This window comes from Fusobacterium sp. DD2 (genome assembly GCF_018205345.1).
GTDB lineage: Bacteria > Fusobacteriota > Fusobacteriia > Fusobacteriales > Fusobacteriaceae > Fusobacterium_A.
This window is the reverse complement of record NZ_JADRHM010000009.1, coordinates 1-19,163: the sequence shown is the minus strand read 5'-3', so window position 1 is coordinate 19,163 and position 19,163 is coordinate 1. Positions and strand designations below refer to the sequence as shown.

Annotated in this window: 22 protein-coding genes; 3 read left to right on the top strand and 19 right to left on the bottom strand. The window is 33.2% G+C overall.

Translation table 11 applies throughout. The annotated features are described in order from the left end of the window. Nucleotides 1–3: 3 nt before the first annotated feature. The gene (locus tag IX290_RS02520) at nucleotides 4–855 is read left to right on the top strand and encodes a tagatose bisphosphate family class II aldolase (protein WP_211491632.1); all 852 of its coding nucleotides are present in this window, start codon (nucleotides 4–6) and stop codon (nucleotides 853–855) included. A 2-nt stretch (nucleotides 856–857) separates the two neighbouring features. Then, on the top strand, nucleotides 858–1,796 hold the full coding sequence (gene pfkB / locus IX290_RS02515) for a 1-phosphofructokinase (protein WP_211491631.1): 939 nt from the start codon (nucleotides 858–860) through the stop codon (nucleotides 1,794–1,796). A 73-nt stretch (nucleotides 1,797–1,869) separates the two neighbouring features. On the opposite strand, the gene pdxS is transcribed toward pfkB, so the two are convergent. Then, nucleotides 1,870–2,742 (bottom strand): pyridoxal 5'-phosphate synthase lyase subunit PdxS, encoded by an 873-nt coding sequence (gene pdxS, locus IX290_RS02510; RefSeq protein WP_211491630.1) that lies wholly within the window; start codon nucleotides 2,740–2,742, stop codon nucleotides 1,870–1,872. A gap of 154 nt (nucleotides 2,743–2,896) precedes the next feature. On the opposite strand from pdxS, the gene IX290_RS02505 reads away from it, so the two are divergent. Further along, nucleotides 2,897–4,294 (top strand): PLP-dependent aminotransferase family protein, encoded by a 1,398-nt coding sequence (locus tag IX290_RS02505; protein WP_211491629.1) that lies wholly within the window; start codon nucleotides 2,897–2,899, stop codon nucleotides 4,292–4,294. Between the two features lie 45 nt (nucleotides 4,295–4,339). Here IX290_RS02505 and atpC read toward each other — a convergent pair whose 3' ends face one another. The 18 genes from atpC to rplS all read right to left on the bottom strand — a co-directional run bounded on the left by atpC (nucleotide 4,340) and on the right by rplS (nucleotide 19,038). Beyond that, nucleotides 4,340–4,744, bottom strand: a complete 405-nt coding sequence (atpC, locus tag IX290_RS02500) for an ATP synthase F1 subunit epsilon (RefSeq protein ID WP_211491628.1) — start codon at nucleotides 4,742–4,744, stop codon at nucleotides 4,340–4,342. A gap of 2 nt (nucleotides 4,745–4,746) precedes the next feature. Beyond that, the gene (gene atpD, locus IX290_RS02495; protein ID WP_211491627.1) at nucleotides 4,747–6,147 is read right to left on the bottom strand and encodes a F0F1 ATP synthase subunit beta; all 1,401 of its coding nucleotides are present in this window, start codon (nucleotides 6,145–6,147) and stop codon (nucleotides 4,747–4,749) included. An 18-nt stretch (nucleotides 6,148–6,165) separates the two neighbouring features. Continuing rightward, nucleotides 6,166–7,017: an ATP synthase F1 subunit gamma gene (atpG, locus tag IX290_RS02490; protein ID WP_211491626.1), complete on the bottom strand. Its 852-nt coding sequence runs from the start codon at nucleotides 7,015–7,017 to the stop codon at nucleotides 6,166–6,168. Nucleotides 7,018–7,031: 14 nt separating this feature from the next. Further along, nucleotides 7,032–8,534, bottom strand: a complete 1,503-nt coding sequence (gene atpA / locus IX290_RS02485; protein WP_211491625.1) for a F0F1 ATP synthase subunit alpha — start codon at nucleotides 8,532–8,534, stop codon at nucleotides 7,032–7,034. A gap of 26 nt (nucleotides 8,535–8,560) precedes the next feature. Then, entirely contained in the window at nucleotides 8,561–9,085 is a 525-nt protein-coding gene (atpH, locus tag IX290_RS02480; RefSeq protein WP_211491624.1) for an ATP synthase F1 subunit delta, read from the bottom strand. Continuing rightward, the gene (gene atpF / locus IX290_RS02475; protein ID WP_349290734.1) at nucleotides 9,082–9,579 is read right to left on the bottom strand and encodes a F0F1 ATP synthase subunit B; all 498 of its coding nucleotides are present in this window, start codon (nucleotides 9,577–9,579) and stop codon (nucleotides 9,082–9,084) included. The genes atpH and atpF overlap by 4 nt, the downstream gene beginning before the upstream one ends. A gap of 56 nt (nucleotides 9,580–9,635) precedes the next feature. Then, the gene (atpE, locus tag IX290_RS02470; protein WP_211491623.1) at nucleotides 9,636–9,908 is read right to left on the bottom strand and encodes an ATP synthase F0 subunit C; all 273 of its coding nucleotides are present in this window, start codon (nucleotides 9,906–9,908) and stop codon (nucleotides 9,636–9,638) included. 49 nt (nucleotides 9,909–9,957) lie between these two features. After that, entirely contained in the window at nucleotides 9,958–10,833 is an 876-nt protein-coding gene (atpB, locus tag IX290_RS02465; protein WP_211491622.1) for a F0F1 ATP synthase subunit A, read from the bottom strand. 27 nt (nucleotides 10,834–10,860) lie between these two features. Continuing rightward, nucleotides 10,861–11,238 (bottom strand): ATP synthase subunit I, encoded by a 378-nt coding sequence (locus IX290_RS02460; protein WP_211491621.1) that lies wholly within the window; start codon nucleotides 11,236–11,238, stop codon nucleotides 10,861–10,863. 9 nt (nucleotides 11,239–11,247) lie between these two features. Further along, nucleotides 11,248–11,466: an AtpZ/AtpI family protein gene (locus tag IX290_RS02455; protein ID WP_211491620.1), complete on the bottom strand. Its 219-nt coding sequence runs from the start codon at nucleotides 11,464–11,466 to the stop codon at nucleotides 11,248–11,250. Between the two features lie 92 nt (nucleotides 11,467–11,558). After that, nucleotides 11,559–12,269, bottom strand: a complete 711-nt coding sequence (locus IX290_RS02450; RefSeq protein WP_211491619.1) for a class I SAM-dependent methyltransferase — start codon at nucleotides 12,267–12,269, stop codon at nucleotides 11,559–11,561. Between the two features lie 17 nt (nucleotides 12,270–12,286). Continuing rightward, nucleotides 12,287–13,642, bottom strand: coding sequence for a phosphoglucosamine mutase (glmM, locus tag IX290_RS02445; protein ID WP_211491618.1), 1,356 nt, complete (start codon nucleotides 13,640–13,642; stop codon nucleotides 12,287–12,289). After that, nucleotides 13,639–14,160 carry a Gx transporter family protein gene (locus IX290_RS02440; protein WP_211491617.1) on the bottom strand — a complete coding sequence of 174 codons (522 nt, stop codon included), beginning with the start codon at nucleotides 14,158–14,160 and terminating at the stop codon, nucleotides 13,639–13,641. Before IX290_RS02440 ends, glmM begins: the two co-directional genes overlap by 4 nt. After that, entirely contained in the window at nucleotides 14,160–15,593 is a 1,434-nt protein-coding gene (gene purB, locus IX290_RS02435) for an adenylosuccinate lyase (RefSeq protein WP_211491616.1), read from the bottom strand. The genes IX290_RS02440 and purB overlap by 1 nt, the downstream gene beginning before the upstream one ends. A 60-nt stretch (nucleotides 15,594–15,653) precedes the next feature. After that, a complete protein-coding gene (locus tag IX290_RS02430) occupies nucleotides 15,654–16,082 on the bottom strand; it encodes a GNAT family N-acetyltransferase (RefSeq protein ID WP_211491615.1) in 429 nt (142 codons plus the stop codon). A gap of 9 nt (nucleotides 16,083–16,091) precedes the next feature. Then, entirely contained in the window at nucleotides 16,092–17,021 is a 930-nt protein-coding gene (gene lepB / locus IX290_RS02425) for a signal peptidase I (protein WP_211491614.1), read from the bottom strand. A gap of 215 nt (nucleotides 17,022–17,236) precedes the next feature. Further along, nucleotides 17,237–18,580 (bottom strand): Sapep family Mn(2+)-dependent dipeptidase, encoded by a 1,344-nt coding sequence (locus tag IX290_RS02420; protein WP_211491613.1) that lies wholly within the window; start codon nucleotides 18,578–18,580, stop codon nucleotides 17,237–17,239. Between the two features lie 107 nt (nucleotides 18,581–18,687). Next, complete coding sequence (gene rplS / locus IX290_RS02415; protein WP_211491612.1) at nucleotides 18,688–19,038, bottom strand: 50S ribosomal protein L19; 351 nt, start codon at nucleotides 19,036–19,038, stop codon at nucleotides 18,688–18,690. Between the last annotated feature and the right edge of the window lie 125 nt (nucleotides 19,039–19,163).

The window sequence follows — 19,163 nt, the reverse complement described above, 5'->3', positions numbered from 1 at the left end:
AAAATGTTAGTTTCAACTAGACAATTATTATTAGACGCTCAAAAAGGAAAATATGCTGTACCTGCTTTCAACGTACACAACATGGAAACAATTCAAACTGTTGTAGAGGCTGCTGTTGAATTGAGATCTCCAGTTATTGTTGCTGCTACTCCAGGAACAATGAAATATGCAGGACCTGAGTTCTTTATTAAACTTGTAGAACTTTGTTCAGAAAAATATGACATCCCTATTGCTATGCACCTTGATCACCACGAAGAGTATGATGAGATAGTAAATGGTATCAAATTAGGTACTAAATCAGCTATGATTGATGCTTCTCACTTTGATTTTGAAGAAAATGTAAGAAGAGTTAAGGCAGTTGTTGACTATGCTCACAAATTTGACGTTACAGTTGAAGGAGAATTAGGAGTATTAGGAGGTCAAGAAGATGACCTTATAAGAGATGACAAAGATAGTAAATATACTAACCCTGCTCAAGCTAAAGAATATGTAGAAAGAACAGGAATTGACTCTCTGGCAGTTGCAATTGGTACTGCTCACGGAGTATATAAAGAAGAACCAAAATTAGACTTTGATAGACTTGCAGAAATAAGAGCAGTTGTAGATATTCCATTAGTACTACACGGTGCATCTGGAATTCCTGCTGCCCAAGTAAAAAGAGCTATTGAACTAGGAATTACTAAAGTAAATATCGCTACTGAATTAAAAATGCCTTTTGCTGCTAAAGTAAGAGAAGTTTTAAATGCTAACCCTAACGAAAGTGACCCAAGAAAATACTTCACACCTGCTAAAGAAGTAATGAAAAAAGTAGCTATGGATAAAATCCTTATGTGTGGAAGTAACGGTAAGGCATAGTTATGAGCAAAATATTAACTATTACTTTAAATCCTGCAATTGATGTGAGATATAATCTTGATACTTTAAATCTTGGAAATGTAAATAGACCTCATTCCATTGAAAAAAGTGCAGGTGGAAAAGGAATAAATGTCAGCAGAATTATCAATTTTCTTGGTGGTAACGTTTTAGCTACTGGTATTGTTGGTGGATTTACTGGTAAACTATTTCTAAAAAAATTAAATGATAATGGAATACATAATGATTTTTTAGAAACTCAGTATGAAACAAGAACTTGTATAGCTATGATTTCGAAAGATGTAAAAGGTGTTACTGAAGTACTGGAATCAGGAAAAGGTGATGACCTTGTATGCAAAGAGTTTGTAGATAAATATCTATCTATTTTAAATTCACAAAAGATAGATGTAATCTGTGCATCAGGAAGCATACTTAAAAATATCGATCCATTGATATATAATACCCTTATTGAAGAGGCAAATAAAAAAGGAATCAGATTTATCCTTGATACAAGTGGTTCATCTTTAACAAATGGTATTAAGGCACAACCTTTCCTTATAAAGCCTAATAAGGAAGAGCTTGAAGGTATCTTAAATAGAAAACTTCATAGTGATGAAGATGTTGTAGATGCTGCAAGAGAGCTTATAAAACAGGGTGTTAAAAACGTCATGGTAACATTGGGAGGAGATGGAGCTCTATTTGTAACTGAAGACAGAGTTATGAAAGCTACTTTCCCAAAAGTTGAAATAAAAAATACTGTTGGTTCAGGAGACTCTACTATTGGTGGATTTGCCTTTGGACTAGCTGAAAACAAAGATATAACTGAGTGCTTTAGACTGGGAGTTGCTTGTGGAACTACTAATGCAATGCTTGATTCTACAGGTACTATTGAAATCCCTTTACTAAACACAATTTTACCTACAATTACAATTACCCAGTTGTAATATTTAATCGAATATAACCTAACCTTTACCCAAAACTGCACCTGATAAAATATCAGGTGCAGCTTTTTTTATATTAATATCCTCTATCTGCCATTTTTTCCTCATCTTTTAAGCTGTAAACATTGATTCCTACCATAGCCTCTCCAAGATTTTCAGATACTTCAGCTAAAACTTCAGGATTGTTATAGTTTTTAACAGCTTTTACTATTGCAGCAGCTCTCTTTGCTGGATCTCCAGATTTGAATATTCCAGAACCTACAAAGACACCATCGCATCCTAATTGCATCATTAAAGCTGCATCTGCAGGTGTTGCCACTCCTCCTGCTGCAAAGTTCACAACTGGAAGTTTTCCATTTTCATGAACATATTTTAATAGATCATATGGAACCTGCAGCTGTTTTGCTATATCATATAGTTCTGACTTATCAACAGAAGCAACTCTTCTTATCTCTTCATTCATCCTTCTCATATGTTTTACTGCTTCTATTATATCCCCTGTTCCAGGTTCTCCTTTTGTTCTTATCATTGAAGCCCCCTCTTGTATTCTTCTTAGAGCTTCACCTAAATTTTTTGCTCCACATACAAAAGGTATAGCAAACTTTGTTTTATCTATATGAAATCTATCATCAGCTGGAGTCAATACTTCACTTTCATCTATATAATCTACTTTTAGTGCTTCAATTATTTGAGCTTCTACAAAATGTCCAATTCTAACCTTTGCCATTACAGGAATTGATACAGCTTTTTTTATCTCCTTTATCATTTTAGGATCTGACATTCTTGCTACTCCACCACTTTTTCTAATATCAGCTGGTACTTTTTCCAAAGCCATTACTGCACAAGCTCCTGCTTTTTCAGCAATTATTGCTTCCTCTGGTGTAGTTACATCCATTATTACTCCACCTTTTAAACTTTCAGCTAGATTTTTATCAAATTTATATTCCATTGTTGTATCCCCCTTTATTATTTTTGATTTTTCAATTATAATAAAAGTACCGGTACTCTAAATATATATATCCTACATTTATTATTACATAAATAATTGCCTATTTCAATTGATTACAACAAAAGTGTACCCATACACTTTTTAAGGAGATGACATGAAAGATTTTAGAAAATTTAAAGGAGATACTCTATATTTAAAACTTTACAACTGTATTAAGAAAAAAATTGAAAGTGAAAAGATAAAAGGAAAGCTTCCTCCAGTAAGGAAAACTGCTGAAAACCTTAATATCAGCATAAACACTGTAATAAAAACATATGAACTTCTGGAAAAAAACAGCTATATAACAGCTAAAAAAGGGAGTGGTTTTTTTATTACATATAATAAAAATCAGGATTTCTATCCTGAAGACCATATGAAAAATGAAGATTTTAAATATAGTTATTTTAACAACCAGTGTGAAATAAACTTCTCTTCAGCTTCTCCCAAAACAGATCTTTTCCCAATTGAAATGTTAAAATCAGCTATCTGTGATATTTTAGATAGGTATGGGGAAAAAGCTCTACTATATGAAAATCCTCAGGGGAATATTGAATTTCGTAATACAATAAAAAAAGAGGCAAATAAGTTTGGAATTAAAACCTCTGTAAAAAATATACAGATAATCTCAGGTGCCCAACAGGGAATTAATATCATAAGTAAAATCCTTGTACAACCTGGAGATATTATAGTTAGTGAAGAGCCAACATATAAAGGTGCTATCCAGACTTTCAAAGAAAATGGTGGAAAGATAAAAACAATTCCACTGGAAAATGATGGTATAAATATAGATGCTCTTGAGCAGTTTTTAAAGTTCAATAAAATCAGGCTTCTATATATTATCCCTATATTTCAAAATCCAACTGGAATATCCCTTAGCAGTGAAAAGGCAAAAAAATTAGTAACCCTTGCTGAAAAATATGATTTTTATATAGTTGAAGATGACAGCAGTTCAGATCTATATTTTGATAAACCTGTAAAATCCATTAAAAATTATGACTGCTATAACAGAGTTATCTATATAAAGAGCTATTCTAAAATCTTTATGCCTGGATTTAGACTTGGATTTATGATTCTTCCAACTGAGATTACAGAACCGGTTATACGGGCTAAATATATCTCAGATATATCTACCTCAGGACTTAATCAACGTATATTCCATCATTTTATGAAGAATAAAATCTGGGGGAGTTTTACTGAAAATTTAAGAGAGGAATTTAGAAAGAAACAGGATTATCTCTATGAAAAGTTAAAAAATAATAAGCTTTTATCTTTTGAAAAGCCTCAAGGTGGCCTCTCTTTCTGGATTAAACTTCCTGATGAGATAACTGGTGAAGCCGTATATTTTAAGCTCTTAAAAAAAGGAGTAAGTATCATTCCAGGAGTTGTCTTTTCTCCTAAATTCGTATCATATATAAGGCTTAGTTTTGCACAATGCTCCTATGAGGATATAGATAAAGGGATAGTAAAATTAGAAGAGGTATTAGATGAGCTTGTAAATCTGAATTTAGAGTAATTTAAAATAAAAACGAGGTGGTTATCCACCTCGCTTCTTTATATATTACATCATTTTTTCTGCAACATGAACTTTCATCAAAGCTTCTCTCAGGTTCTTTTGAGTTAACAAAATATCCTTGTCTTCCTGAAGCTTTGCAAGTTTAGCTTTAAGTCTTTCAACTTCTCTTCTTTCTCTTTCAATATCAAGCATATCTGCAGGGATAGCTTCTGTTGCAATTATACTTACAACATTATTTGAGATTTCCAATAATCCTTCTGAAACGAAGTATTTCTCTTCATCATTACCAAGTCTTATCTTCATCTCTCCTGTACTAAGTTCTGCTATAAAAGGAGCGTGATTTGGAAGTATTCCCATATCTCCTTCAGTAGTTCTCACAAGTACAAAGTCAGCTTCCTGCGCTAAAACTTTCTGCTCATATGTTACAACTTTGACTTTAAATGTAGACATAACTACTCATCCCCTTTCATAAGGTCTCTCGCCTTTGCTACTGCCTCCTCTATTGTTCCTACATATAGGAAAGCTTGTTCAGGGATATCGTCATGTTTACCTTCAAGTATCTCTTTAAATCCTCTGATAGTTTCTTTTACTGGAACATATTTTCCTTCCATTCCTGTAAATTGCTCAGCAACAGCAAATGGTTGTGAGAAGAATCTTTGGATTTTTCTTGCTCTTGATACAGTAAGTTTATCTTCATCAGATAACTCATCCATACCTAGGATAGCAATGATATCTTGAAGTTCTTTATATCTTTGTAGTACTTCCTGTACTTCTCTTGCTACATTGTAGTGCTCATTTCCAACTATATCAGCTGAAAGAGCTTTTGATGTAGAGTCAAGTGGGTCAACTGCTGGATAGATTCCAAGTGATGCAATCTGTCTTGATAGAACTGTAGTAGCATCCAAGTGTGAGAATGTAGTTGCTGGTGCTGGGTCAGTTAAGTCGTCTGCTGGTACATATACAGCTTGAACTGATGTAATTGATCCAGATTTTGTAGATGTAATTCTTTCTTGAAGTGCTCCCATTTCTGTTGCAAGGTTTGGTTGGTATCCAACTGCTGATGGCATTCTTCCAAGTAGAGCTGATACTTCAGATCCAGCTTGTGTAAATCTGAATATATTATCTATAAATAGTAGAACATCTTGTCCTTCTTTATCTCTGAAGTTTTCTGCTACAGTAAGCCCTGTAAGTCCTACTCTTAGTCTTGCTCCAGGTGGCTCATTCATTTGTCCGTACACTAGTGAAGTTTTAGATAGAACTCCTGATTCTGTCATTTCATCATAAAGGTCTCTACCTTCTCTTGTTCTTTCTCCAACTCCTGCGAATACTGAAAGTCCTCCATGTCCTTTAGCAATGTTGTTAATAAGTTCCATGATAAGAACTGTCTTTCCTACTCCAGCTCCTCCGAATAGTCCAATTTTACCACCTTTAATATATGGTGCTAATAGGTCAATTACTTTTATTCCTGTTTCGAAAATTTCAGTTTCAGTTTCCTGCTCTTCAAAGCTAGGAGCAGATCTATGTATAGGTAGATATTCATCAGTTTCAATAGGTCCACCATCATCAACTGGTTGTCCTAATACGTTTAATATTCTTCCTAATACTGCTTTTCCTACTGGAACTTTTATAGGAGCTCCAGTATCTATTACTTCCATACCTCTTTGCAGACCGTCAGTAGAGTCCATTGCTACTGCTCTTATTACATTATTACCTAAGTGCTGTTGTACTTCTAGCACAAGTTCTTTATCTTTAACCTTAACTTTTAAGGCATTGTATATATTAGGCAATTCATCTTTAAAAGCAACGTCTACAACGGCACTGATAATTTGAGTTATAGTTCCTTTGTTTTCCACCCTATTGCCTCCTAATCATTAATTTAGTGCTGCTGCTCCTCCAACGATCTCTGTAATCTCTTGGGTAATTGCAGCTTGTCTTTCTCTATTGTACTTCAAGTTCAGCATTTTCAACATATCTTCAGCATTGTCAGTTGCATTCTTCATAGAATTCTTTCTTGCAGAATGTTCACTTGCTGCGTTGTTAAGCAATGCCTGATATATCTCAACATTTAAATATTTCGGAAGAAGTGCAGATAATATGGTCTCTGCATCTGGTTCAAAAATATATGGAGTATTGTCTTTAGCTTCTACTCTTTCTATTGGAATAAGTCTTTTAACTACAAGATCACTTCTCAAAGCAGATACGAATTTATTATAGATTACATAAACCTCATCAAAGATGTTGTCATAGTAATACTCTACAATATTTTCACTTATCTCTTCAGCTTTTTGTCCCATTACTTCAGGAATAAGTTGAATATATGTAGCTTTTAAATCGTAATCTCTCTTCTTACAGTAATCTCTTCCTTTTCTTCCTATAGCTATTACTGAAACCTCTTTTCCACTGTTACGTTTTCTGATTTTTTCAAGTTCTTTTAAAGTTGCGTGGTTAAAGCTTCCGCAAAGTCCTGTATCAGATGTCATAACTATAACACCTATCTTTTTAACTTCCTCTCTTCCGTCAAAAAGTGGGTGCTTTTCAGCTTTGATACCAGCTGCAATATTAGAAAGTATATTATTAATAGTATCTGCAAATGGTCTTGATTTTATTACAAGTGCAGAAAACTTTCTAAATTTTGTAGTGGAAACGATCTCCATGGCTTTAGTAATTTGGTGAGTAGACTGAATACTCTTTATTCTTGTTTTTATCTCTTTAGCTCCAGCCATGCTCTCACCTCTTTCTAGTTAAAATTCTTTTTAAATGCTTCTATAGCATCTGCCAATTTTTTCTCCAAATCTTTATCTAAAGCTTTTTTATCTTTAATTTCAGTTAGAATATCAGTTGTATTTCTAAGTTCTGTTAATAATTCAGCTTCAAATCTTCTTACATCTTTTAATTCAACTGAATCAAGGTATCCATGAACAAGAGTAAAGAAAGAAACAACTTGTTCTTCAACAGGGAATGGTTTGTATTGAGCTTGTTTCAATACTTCCATAATTCTGTGTCCTCTTTCCAATTGAGCTTTTGTAGCTTTATCAAGGTCTGATCCAAATTGAGCAAATGTTAAAAGTTCATTGTATTGAGCAAGTTCCAATTTAACTTTTGCAGCAACCTGTTTCATAGCTTTAATTTGAGCTGATCCCCCAACTCTCGATACTGAAATACCTGCATTGATAGCTGGTCTGAATCCAGAGTTAAATAGTTGTGAGTCAAGGAATATTTGTCCGTCAGTAATTGAAATAACGTTTGTAGGAATGTATGCTGATACGTCTCCTGCTTGTGTTTCAATTATTGGAAGAGCTGTTATTGACCCTCCACCTAATTTATCAGATAATTTTGCTGCTCTTTCAAGTAATCTTGAGTGTAAGTAGAATACGTCTCCTGGGTAAGCTTCTCTTCCAGGTGGTCTCTTAAGTAATAGAGACATCTCTCTGTAAGCTACTGCATGTTTTGAAAGGTCGTCATATATGATTAATACATGCTCTCCCTTGTCCATGAAGTACTCTCCCATAGCTACTCCTGAATAAGGTGCCATATATTGTAACGGTGCAGCCTCTGATGCTGTTGCAGCAACGATAGTAGTGTACTCCATAGCTCCAGCATCCTCTAATTTTTTATAAATTTGTGCTACAGTTGATCTTTTTTGTCCAATGGCAACATAGATACATTTTACTCCTGTTCCTTTTTGGTTGATTATAGCGTCAACTGCAAGTGCTGTTTTTCCTGTTTGTCTATCTCCAATTATAAGTTCTCTTTGTCCTCTTCCAATTGGTACCATTCCGTCAATTGACTTGATACCTGTTTGTAAAGGTTCAAATACAGGTTTTCTAGAAATAATTCCTGATGCCTTTCTTTCTATATCCATGTATTTTTCAGGTGTTATATCACCCTTTCCATCAATTGGTTCTCCAAGAGCATTTACTACTCTTCCTAATATAGACTCTCCTGCTGGAACAGATACAACTCTTCCAGTAGCTTTAACTTCATCTCCCTCTTTTATTAAAGAGAAATCTCCAAGAATAACGGCTCCGACGTTATCTTCTTCAAGGTTTAGTGCCATTCCCATTACTCCGTGAGGGAATTCTAGAAGTTCTCCTGACATTGCGCTAGATAATCCGTAAATTCTTGCAATACCGTCTCCTACCTCTAGTACTGAACCTGAAGTTTTTATATCAAGACTTTTTCTATAGTTCTCAATCTCATTTTTGATTATGCTGCTAATCTCTTCTGGTCTAATGTTCAACTGATTTACACCTCCTGCTACAAGTATTAATTTCTTTTCAAAGCTTCAAGCTCTTTACGGATAGATCCATCCATAACGGTATCTCCCATTCTCAGGATACCTCCACCTATGATACTCTTGTCTATCTTTATAGCCAGTTTAACTTTTTTACCAGTTTTCTTCTCTAAGTTTGCTATTAATTTATCCTGTTGAGCTTTTGTAGGTTCCACTGCAAATGTAGCTTCTACGTCAACTATCTGATGGTTGAAATAATATATTTTTAAATACTCAGCTACAATGCTTCTAATATATCTCATTCTCTTTTTATCCATTATATAGAATACAATATCTAAAACCTGCTCATCAGCACTTTGATACATATCTTTTAAAAATTTCTTTTTCTCATCAATATCGATTAACGGATGAGTTATAAAAGTTCTAAAATCTGTATCTTTTTTATAAAGTTCCATAAGATTGTTTAAAACTTCATAAACCTCTTTTATTTTTCCAGTAGATTCGGCGATTTCATAAATAGCTTCGGCATATCTGTTACCTACTTGATTCGCTATCATTTGTCTTCCCCTACCTCTTGAACAAATTCATCTATTAAGGTAGATTCTATTTTGGAATTAATTTTTTCATGTATAAGTTTTTCAGCTAATTCAACAGCAAGAACCTTAACTTCTTGTTGAAGCATATCTTTAGCATCTGCTTTCATTTTTATTGCTTCCATTTCAGCTGATTTGATGATTTTTTCTCTTTGAGATTTAGCCTCATTAAGAATATCCTCTCTTCTTTCGTCAGCTTTCTTTTCAGCATTTTTCAAAATCTCATTAGCTTCTATTTTAGCTTTCTTTAAGATTTCTTCAGATTGCTTTTGAAGTTGCATAGCTGCATTTCTTGTTTGTTCAGCCTGTTTTAAATCGCCTGTTATCTTTTCTTTTCTACTGTCTAACATTCTTCCTAAAGGTTTTTTGAAATACTTGTTGAATACAAATACAAGTATAAAAAAGTTTATTATCTGCCAGAACATGTTAATATCAATTGATACTACTTTTCCATTCACAAATTTCTACCTCCTTTCTGTAATTAATCAGTCATCTTCTCCATACTGATTAAGGATTATCCTAATAATCCAATGAAAGGATTTGCATACATAAGAATTAATGCAATAACTAGAGCGTAAATACCTGTAGATTCTGCTACTGCTTGTCCTAATATCATTGTAGAAATGATGTTTCCTTTAGCTTCTGGTTGTCTAGCAACAGCTTCAACTGCTTTACCTGCTGCATAACCTTCTCCAATCCCTGGTCCTAATCCAGCTATCATTGCACATCCTACACCAACTGCTGATGCTGCTAAAACTATTGCCTTTGCTAATAACATTTGATCCATTTTTTTACCTCCTAAATTTTAAAACTTTATTAATTTTTATTTCGGGTTTCTAGACAGTTTCCTCACTGTACTCACTGTCTCCCAAAGCTCCCTGAATATATACCATACTTAACATTATGAAAACAAAACTTTGTACAAGTCCCTGGAACAGGTCAAAGTACAAGTGTAATGCAGCTGGTACAACTGCTGGTGCTCCCATATATAGAAGCCCCATAATTACTCCTCCTGCAAATGCGTTTCCGAAAAGTCTGACGGAAATGTTTACAGGTTTTGCAAATTCTCCAACAACGTTCAAAGGAAGCATTATTGGAATTGGTGCTAAGAATCCTTTAAGATATCCAAAAAATCCATCTGTTTTGATTGCTGCTGCTAAAAATGTGAAAGTGGTCAACAAGGCCAATCCAACTGTTGTATTTAAGTCAGCTGTTGGTGTCTTAAATGCTGGTGCAAATGTGAGATGCCCATTTTCTACAAAACCCCATGGAATCGGGAAAAATGCCACGATATTTGAAGTAAATATAAATAGAAATAGTGGTCCGATGTATGAAAAATATTTTTTCTTCCAACTTCCCATCATCTGTTCTATTATTCCATCTAAGAAATCATATACTACTTCTAGAAAAAGTTGCAATTTTCCTGGAATAACTTCAAGCTTACTGGTTCCAATCTTAAATAGTAAAAACATAACTAAAATTAAAAACCAGGTTGTTACTACTGTAATAGTTACAGGTAGTCCGAATTGTCCATTTCCCATATCCATTGCTAGAGGCATTTTATGTAAAAACTCTGGCAAAGGTACGAAAAAGACTATTCTTGGTCCTTCTACTAGCGACGGTGTTACAAACTCAATGGAACCAATTCTTCTTATAATTCCACCTATAATTGCTATTATCGCTATTGGAAGGATTGTTTTTAGTTTCTTCATAGATTCTTATACCCTCCTTTCTTAATGTTATTTTAGGTGCTTATCCCTAAATCTTGAAAATTTATCAGAAAGAGTCATCAATAGAATATTGAACTTCACATTTAACAACCCCAATCCTGAACATATTATCATTGATATCCCCCAAACATAGGCTATCACCCCAAGGTATACTCCATATAGAAAATATCTTTGGAGGTATCCTAAAAAAGCTTTCTTTTTAGATGCATCTTTTGTTGCTACGATTCTTTTAACATCAATAGATAAGAGATAAAGTGCAAGTATCGACACAAGTGCCCCTGAGAACATACCAATATATACTTCTTTACTTTGCACAAGTATCCCATAAATTAATATTGCTACAGCTGATATCCCAGCTCTTTTGAACAATCTCTTTATGTCTTCCACCTAATCACCTTATTTTTTCATAATCAATTTGTAACAGCTGTAAAATCCACTTGCCACTCCTAATAGCACCAAGGCTATAAATAGAAGGGTACTTTTGAACCAGTATCGTTCTATAAGTTTGTATGCCCCAATACACACAAGGATATTCCCAACCATTACAATCCCTAAATGTCCCAGAAGTGAAAAGGCATGAAGTATATCTTTATTTAACCATTTGAAATATTTCAATCTGAATCACTTCCATCAACTACAATTTTATAATATAAAACCATATTAGTCAAACATAAAATTAAACCTAGCCCATATTTCATGGGGCTTCGTCACTGTTTTTTCAACAGATACATGTGTCTTTTCCCCGCTATTTTATCATTTATCAAAATTTTTATAAGGTTTAAGTTCGCCTTTTGCACAGAACTTTTTATCTCTTCCTCAGTAAAAATTTTTTTTGTGTAGGTCTCTGTAAGCTTGTCCCATGTACCTCTTGAGTTCTTTAAAAAGTATACAGCATCAATATAATCAATGCCATTTTCAATCTCATGCTCCCATATGCAAGTTAAATCTTTTCTATCATCTACAAAGACATCACTTGGGAACATTGTTTCCATAAACTCTCTATCTACAACATCAAAGATATATACTCCACCTGGATTTAATGATTTATATACATTTTCAAAGTGACTTGTAAGTTCATCTACTGTAAGTATGTGGTTTACAGTATCAAATAGAGATACCATAATATCATATGTCTTTCCAGTATCAAACTCTATCATATTACCAAGGAAAAGTGATACTTCTCTGTGTTTTAATTTTTTAAATGCTATCTTTAACATCTCTTCTGAAAGGTCCATTCCATCACATTTGTAATTTTTAGCCATTCTTAGAAGAAGTTCACCTGTTCCACACCCAATATCCAAAAGTGTTTTTCCATTGGGTTTTCCCTCAGCTATAAGTTCTTCTATCTGCTTTTCCCAAGCACCATAGTCTGAGTATTTCATAAACTTATCATAAAGTTTTGAAAAAATCTTATACATCTATTTTCTCCTTATACCTATGCTAGTTCTCTTTCTACAACCTCAGCAATTTCATGGGCAACTCTGTCTACCATTGCCTCATCATTACCTTCAACCATAACTCTCACTAATGGCTCAGTACCTGAGGTTCTTACGAGTACTCTACCAGAAGATTTCATTTCTTCCTCTTTTTTTGCTATGAATTCTGTAATGTTTTTATTTTGATTCCATAGATTTTTCTTTTTATTGTCCACTCTTACATTGATAAGTTGTTGTGGCCAATCTTTGATATCTCCTACCATTTCATCAAGATATTTCTTCTCATCTCTTAATGCTTCAACAAGTTTTAATGAAGTTAAAACTCCATCTCCAGTAGTTGCATATCTAAGCATGATAATATGTCCTGATTGTTCTCCACCTATTGCAGAATCTGTTTTAAGCATTTTTTCAAGAACATATCTGTCTCCAACATTTGCTCTTAATAGCTCAATTCCATTTTCTTTAAGGTAGTTTTCAAATCCCATATTACTCATTACAGTTGTAACTACTCTATTTCCAGTAAGTTCACCCTTTCTCTTCATATTCATAGCAAGTGTAGCTATAATCTTGTCACCATCAATAATATGACCTTTTCTATCTACAGCAATAAGTCTGTCAGCGTCACCATCATAAGCAAGTCCCAGGTCAGCTTCATAACCTATTACTACTTTAGATAAAATCTCAGGGTGTGTAGAACCACATTTTACATTGATATTAGTTCCATTAGGTGCATCATTTATAAGTACTACCTCTGCTCCTAAAGCTAAGAATACATCTTTAGCTATTCTATAAGCTGAACCATTTGCAGTATCCACTACTACTTTTATTCCATTAAAATCTCCACTTACTGTTGATAATAGATGATCTCTATATAGATAGTATTCATCTTCAGCATATCTGAATTTTCCAACTTTATCTCCAGGAATAGCATCTTTTAATATCTCTGGATTGTCCATTAATTCCTCTATTTCCATCTCTACTTCATCTGGAAGTTTATATCCATTTGATGCAAATACCTTAAGTCCATTATCCTTTGCTGGATTGTGTGATGCTGATATCATAATCCCTGCATCTGCCTCTTTAGCTTTTGTAAGATAAGCTACTGCTGGTGTTGATATTACTCCAACAAAGTCAACATCTACCCCCATTGATGTAAGTCCAGCAAGAAGTGCTGATCTTAACATATATCCTGAAATTCTTGTATCACAACCTAAAATTACTTTTATCTTCTTTTCATCTTCATTTTTCTTCTTTAAATAGTATCCAAGGGCATATCCTAATTTTAACGCCATATCTACTGTTAACTCTCTATTTGCTTCTCCTCTAATACCATCTGTTCCAAAATACTTTCTCATTTTATATTACTCCTTCTTAAGTTTAATTTTTCTGCTATAAACCCTGTTATTACCCCGGCTATAACTCCGATGAATAGGAATATCCACACAAATCCCATTATTGATTTTGAGTATATAGATACATTCCTGAACATCAGAAAATATACAACTATAAGCTGTATCAAATTATGCAAAAATGCTGATAACGAACTTATTGATATAAGTGACAGATAATTTCTGAATCTATATAAAAATATAGTAAACAGAGTCGTCAATGCCCCTGCTGTAAGGCTTATAATAAAACCAGGTGTAAACAGTGTTCCTAACATAAGTCCCTGAATAAATATTCTAAGGAGTACCAGCTCCATAGCAAATTTAGAATCGAACTTTTCAAGAGCAATGAGAACAGCTATATTGGAAAGTCCCAATTTCATCCATGGAAATGGTTTAGGAATAAAGTTTTCAGCAAGGGAAAGATAAAGTGCCACCAGTACCAACCCAGTCAGATACATCTCTCTTCTCTTTATATTCTTTTCCATTAAACCCTCAATACAGCCTTCATTCCCAATCTATCTTTATATTTTTCAAGGATTGGTTTTACCTCTACATTGATAAATTCTTCTGTTTGCTCTGGTGCAAATCCTATAAAGTTTTTAGGTGCTAAGATTTCAAGAAGTCTCTCTTTATCAAGGTTGAAATATTTGTCATCAAGAATTCTTTGGATAAGGTCGTTGTCTTTTCCCTCTACTTTTACAGCTTTTCCAGCTTCCATAGAATGTACTCTTATTCTTTCATGAAGAGCCTGTCTGTCTCCACCATTTTTTACACATTCCATAATTATATATTCAGTTGACATAAATGGAAGTTCTGCCATTATATGTTTTTCTATCATTTTTGGATATACTACTAATCCATCTAAAACGTTTTTCCAGATGATTAATATTGCATCAACTGCTAAGAATGCTTGTGGTAGCGAAAGTCTTTTATTTGCTGAGTCATCCAGAGTTCTTTCAAACCATTGAGTAGATGCTGTCATAGCAGTACTTTGTTGAAGTGCAATTACAAATTTTGCAAGAGATGATATTCTCTCACTTCTCATAGGATTTCTCTTATATGCCATTGCTGATGATCCTATTTGGCTCTTTTCAAATGGTTCTTCTACCTCTTTCATATGTTGAAGAAGTCTTAAGTCATTTGTAAATTTATGAGCTGACTGAGCTATATTTGCAAGTAAGTTCATAGCCTCAGAATCTATTTTTCTATCATAAGTTTGACCAGTTACCAGAAGTCTCTTGTCAAATCCCATTTTTTCAGTAATTTTTTCATCAAGAGCTTTTACCTTTTCAAAATCTCCATCAAATAACTCTTTAAAACTTGCCTGAGTTCCAGTAGTTCCTTTTACTCCTCTAAATCTTAAAGTCTTTTGTCTAAATTCAAGTTCTTCAAGGTCTAAAAGAAGACTTTGCATCCAAAGTGTGGCTCTTTTTCCTACTGTTGTAAGTTGTGCAGCTTGAAAGTGTGTAAATCCTAAAGTAGGAAGATCTTTATATTTCATTGCAAAATGTGACATCTCTGCAATAACATTTACAAGTTTAGTTTTGATGATCTCAAAACCATCTCTTATTTGAATAAGGTCAGTATTGTCTCCTACATAAGCACTTGTTGCTCCTAAGTGAATTATAGGCATTGCAGATGGTGCCTGTGTTCCAAATGTATGTACATGTGCCATTACGTCATGTCTAAATTCTGCTTCTTTTTTTGCAGCAAGTTCGTAGTCAATATTATAAATATTTTCCTTCATCTCTTTTATCTGTTCATCAGTTATTTTAAGTCCTAATTCTTTTTCAGACTCTGCAAGTGCAAGCCATAGTTTTCTCCAAGTAGAAAATTTCTTATCTGGTGAAAAGTTCTCCAGCATTTCCTTAGAACTGTATCTTTCTGCCAAGGGATTTGAATAAATATTTTTTTCCATCTCTACCATCCTTTATCTCTTTAATTATTTTAATATTTTATGTTAATTTCTTTTGTAACTTTAATCTTTTAGACTTTTTATCATTATAATTGCAGCTTCTCCTGTATCCTCATAGTAATGTTTTCTCATTCCTATCTTCTCAAAACCTTTTTTCAGATAGAAGGATATTGCTGTGTCGTTATTCTCTCTCACTTCAAGGAAAATATCCTTTCCCATTTTTCCCATCTCATCTATAAGTATTCCTCCCAAACCTTTTTTTCTATGTTCAGGAAGTGTTCCAATCTTCATTATTTCAAGAGATTCACTATTATCAAAAACTATCACATATGAAAGAATCTCTCCATCCTCTTCTAAAGATATAATGCTGTATAACTCTTTAGCTTCAACTATTCCCAACAGTTGAATTTTTGAGTAATAACTTTTAGGAAAGCATCTTATCTCAAGTGATTCAAGAGTATCTATATCCATTTCATGATTTATTTTATACATAATTTCTCCCTATTTCAAAAGTGATATTCTGTTAAGTGGCCAGAATCTTATAAGTCCTTTTCCTTTTATTCTGCTTTCCTTAACAAATCCCCACATTCTTGAATCAAGACTGTTATTAGTATTATCTCCAAGTGCAAGATAGTAGTCCTCATCAAGTGTTAAAGTAACCTTCTCACCGTTTAAAAGCTCTTTTACGTACTTTTTATCATGTATGATATCCAATACCATACCTGTAGGTACACCATTTACTTTAAACTGTAAATCAGGAAGTATCTCATCTACTGCTCCAGGATTTTTAACCAGGAATTTTTGAACTTTATCTATATCATAGTTCTTAGCTCTCATTGCCTCTTTATAATCACTTCCAGGTATTACCTCTAGAGTATCTCCCTTTTTAGGTATAATCCAATAATCAGCAGCTCCTAGAGCTCCTAAAGGAGTGTATTCTCTCTCATCTATTCTTTTATCATTTACGTATAAGTGATTATTTTTAATCTCAACTTTTTCTCCAGGTAATCCCATCAGTCTTTTTGTAAATAGTACCTTGTTCTGTATAGGTTCTTTAAAAACTATAATATCCTCTCTTTGAGGTTTTGAAAATTTATAAATAACCATATTACCAAAAAGTCTATCTTTTGGCTCAATAGTTGGAATCATAGAACCTGTAGGCACAACAAAATTCCCCAGATAAACATGCTGAATAATAAGTACTAAAATTACAGCACTACCTAGAGATTCTAAAAAAGCTATAGATTTCTTTATAAATGTACCAAAGGGAACTCCATCAAAACCAAGTCTTTCAATAAGCCTGTCAGCAAAGGCATCCCTTCGAATTTTTATCCATTCCCCAATGCTTTTTTCTTTAACAAATAAGATAATAAATAAAGCTGTTACTATTAAGTAAAAAATTCCGTTTAAAATAATTTTATTTCTGTCCATCTTTTACACTCCATAACTTTTGTAATTATGAATATTTTACCATAATTTTACATAAATTACATTAAAAACTTCTTTTTACACAAGGGGTCAATAAAAATTAAAATTTAATTTTTCCTATATAAGAATACTTGAATACTTTTCATTCTCCACTTTTTTAAAAAAAGGACTGCTTAAATTTACAAAAGCAGTCCTTTATATCAGATTTTTAATACAGTCTATCTATTTAGTTTTTCAAAAGCTGACATATACACTTTCATAGCTACTTTCATATCATCTAAAATAATATATTCATTAGGCTGGTGCTCAGTCTTAGCTCTTCCTGGTAAAACACAACCAAAAGCTACACAGTTATTTATTGCTCTTGCATATGTTGCTCCTCCACTTGCTATAGGAGTTGATGTCATATCTCCAGTTACATCCTGATATGCAGACATTAAAGTTGTAATAAGTTCTGAATCAAGAGGTACATATATAGATTTTAAGAAATCATATTTTCTATAAATAAGTCCATACTCCTTAGCTTTTTTAGTAAGAGTATCTACAATTTCATCAACATTTGCAGTAACTGGAATTCTCATATCTATTGACAGGATTTCCTGGTCCTTATTAAATTCAATTTTACCAAGGTTGAATTTCAATTCTCCTGAATGTTCATCTTTAACATCTCCAAATATCGGCTCTGCAAATTTATGTCCTATAAGATTTTCTACTACAAATTTTCCAGCTTTACTGTGTCTTCCCATAGTCTCAAGTGCATGAAGATATCTATTGATTGCATTTATTCCCTCTTCTTCTACCTGAGCATGGACACTTTTACCTAATACTTCTATTTTTCCATCTTTTATCTTATACTCATATTTTAACTCTTTTAATGTTTTTAAAAGCTCTTCATTATATAGAACAGTTATTCCTGATGGTACAGAGTTAAATGCATCTCCACCTTTAAACTCCATTCCACTCTCATTTTTTCCAACTAACTGGCATTGTAATAACCCTTTTTCTGAATATATAAGTGGGAATTTTGAATCTGGAGTAAATCCTATAGTAGGCATCTCTTCTTTTGCTACATATTTAGGCATATCTCTCCAAAGGTTTTCTTCATCTGTTCCAAATATAAATCTCACTCTGCTCTTTAACTTAAAACCACAATCTAATAAACTCTTAAGAGCATATATTGCTGCAAGAGTAGGTCCCTTGTCATCCTGTGATCCTCTTCCATAATATTTACCATCTTTTATAACTGGTTTAAATGGATCACTATTCCACATAGCAAGATCTCCAGGAGGCACTACATCAAGATGTCCTAACACACCTATAAGTTTTGCTCCCTCTCCAATTTCTGCATATCCGTAATATCCCTCAGGATCTATATAAGTTCTAAATCCAAGTTCTTTACATATTTCAAGCATCTCTTCTAAGGCTTTTTGTATAGGTTCTCCAAATGGAAATCTGCTTCCATCCTCCTGTAAAAAGCTTGGCACTGATATCAATCTATCTAAATTTTTTAAATATTCAGGAAAATTCTTTTCCAATTGATCATAATATTTCTCTACGCTCATTTCTCCTCCATTTATTTATGAGTTTTTATATCTATTATTTTAACTTATTACTTTTACTTTATCAAGGAAAAGAAAAAGGAGATGGTATTTTCCATCTCCTCGCTCTATTATTTTCTGATTTCTTTGATTCTTGCTTTCTTTCCTGAAAGTCCTCTTAAGTAGTAAAGTTTTGATCTTCTTACTTTTCCAACTTTTAATACTACTATTTTGTCAATTCTTGGAGAGTTAACAGGTATAATTCTTTCTACTCCTACACCTGCGCTTATTTTTCTAATTGTGAAAGTTTTAGCGATTCCTCCACCATTTACTCTGATTACTACCCCTTCAAATACTTGAACTCTTTCTTTGTTTCCTTCTACAACTTTGTAGTGAACTGCAAGAGTATCTCCAGCTTTAAATTGAGGGATATCTGTTCTTAAGTAGTCTTTTTCTACTAATTGAATTAATTTTTCTTTCATTCTTACTCCTCCTACGGATATTCATTTAATTATTTTTTTTGCTATTAAAGCGGAATATCGATTTAACTGTAGTAGTATAACATAATATTCAGCTTATGTCAAGCTATTAACATTTCCAAAAAATA

Excerpts from the sequence above, each read along its gene's own strand:
- IX290_RS02520 (WP_211491632.1), top strand. The coding sequence starts at position 4 with ATGTTAGTTTCAACTAGACAATTATTATTAGACGCTCAAAAAGGAAAA.
- pfkB (WP_211491631.1), top strand. The coding sequence starts at position 858 with ATGAGCAAAATATTAACTATTACTTTAAATCCTGCAATTGATGTGAGA.
- pdxS (WP_211491630.1), bottom strand. The coding sequence starts at position 2,742 with ATGGAATATAAATTTGATAAAAATCTAGCTGAAAGTTTAAAAGGTGGA.
- IX290_RS02505 (WP_211491629.1), top strand. The coding sequence starts at position 2,897 with ATGAAAGATTTTAGAAAATTTAAAGGAGATACTCTATATTTAAAACTT.
- atpC (WP_211491628.1), bottom strand. The coding sequence starts at position 4,744 with ATGTCTACATTTAAAGTCAAAGTTGTAACATATGAGCAGAAAGTTTTA.
- atpG (WP_211491626.1), bottom strand. The coding sequence starts at position 7,017 with ATGGCTGGAGCTAAAGAGATAAAAACAAGAATAAAGAGTATTCAGTCT.
- atpH (WP_211491624.1), bottom strand. The coding sequence starts at position 9,085 with ATGATAGCGAATCAAGTAGGTAACAGATATGCCGAAGCTATTTATGAA.
- atpE (WP_211491623.1), bottom strand. The coding sequence starts at position 9,908 with ATGGATCAAATGTTATTAGCAAAGGCAATAGTTTTAGCAGCATCAGCA.
- atpB (WP_211491622.1), bottom strand. The coding sequence starts at position 10,833 with ATGAAGAAACTAAAAACAATCCTTCCAATAGCGATAATAGCAATTATA.
- IX290_RS02450 (WP_211491619.1), bottom strand. The coding sequence starts at position 12,269 with ATGTATAAGATTTTTTCAAAACTTTATGATAAGTTTATGAAATACTCA.
- glmM (WP_211491618.1), bottom strand. The coding sequence starts at position 13,642 with ATGAGAAAGTATTTTGGAACAGATGGTATTAGAGGAGAAGCAAATAGA.
- IX290_RS02440 (WP_211491617.1), bottom strand. The coding sequence starts at position 14,160 with ATGGAAAAGAATATAAAGAGAAGAGAGATGTATCTGACTGGGTTGGTA.
- purB (WP_211491616.1), bottom strand. The coding sequence starts at position 15,593 with ATGGAAAAAAATATTTATTCAAATCCCTTGGCAGAAAGATACAGTTCT.
- IX290_RS02430 (WP_211491615.1), bottom strand. The coding sequence starts at position 16,082 with ATGTATAAAATAAATCATGAAATGGATATAGATACTCTTGAATCACTT.
- lepB (WP_211491614.1), bottom strand. The coding sequence starts at position 17,021 with ATGGACAGAAATAAAATTATTTTAAACGGAATTTTTTACTTAATAGTA.
- IX290_RS02420 (WP_211491613.1), bottom strand. The coding sequence starts at position 18,580 with ATGAGCGTAGAGAAATATTATGATCAATTGGAAAAGAATTTTCCTGAA.
- rplS (WP_211491612.1), bottom strand. The coding sequence starts at position 19,038 with ATGAAAGAAAAATTAATTCAATTAGTAGAAAAAGACTACTTAAGAACA.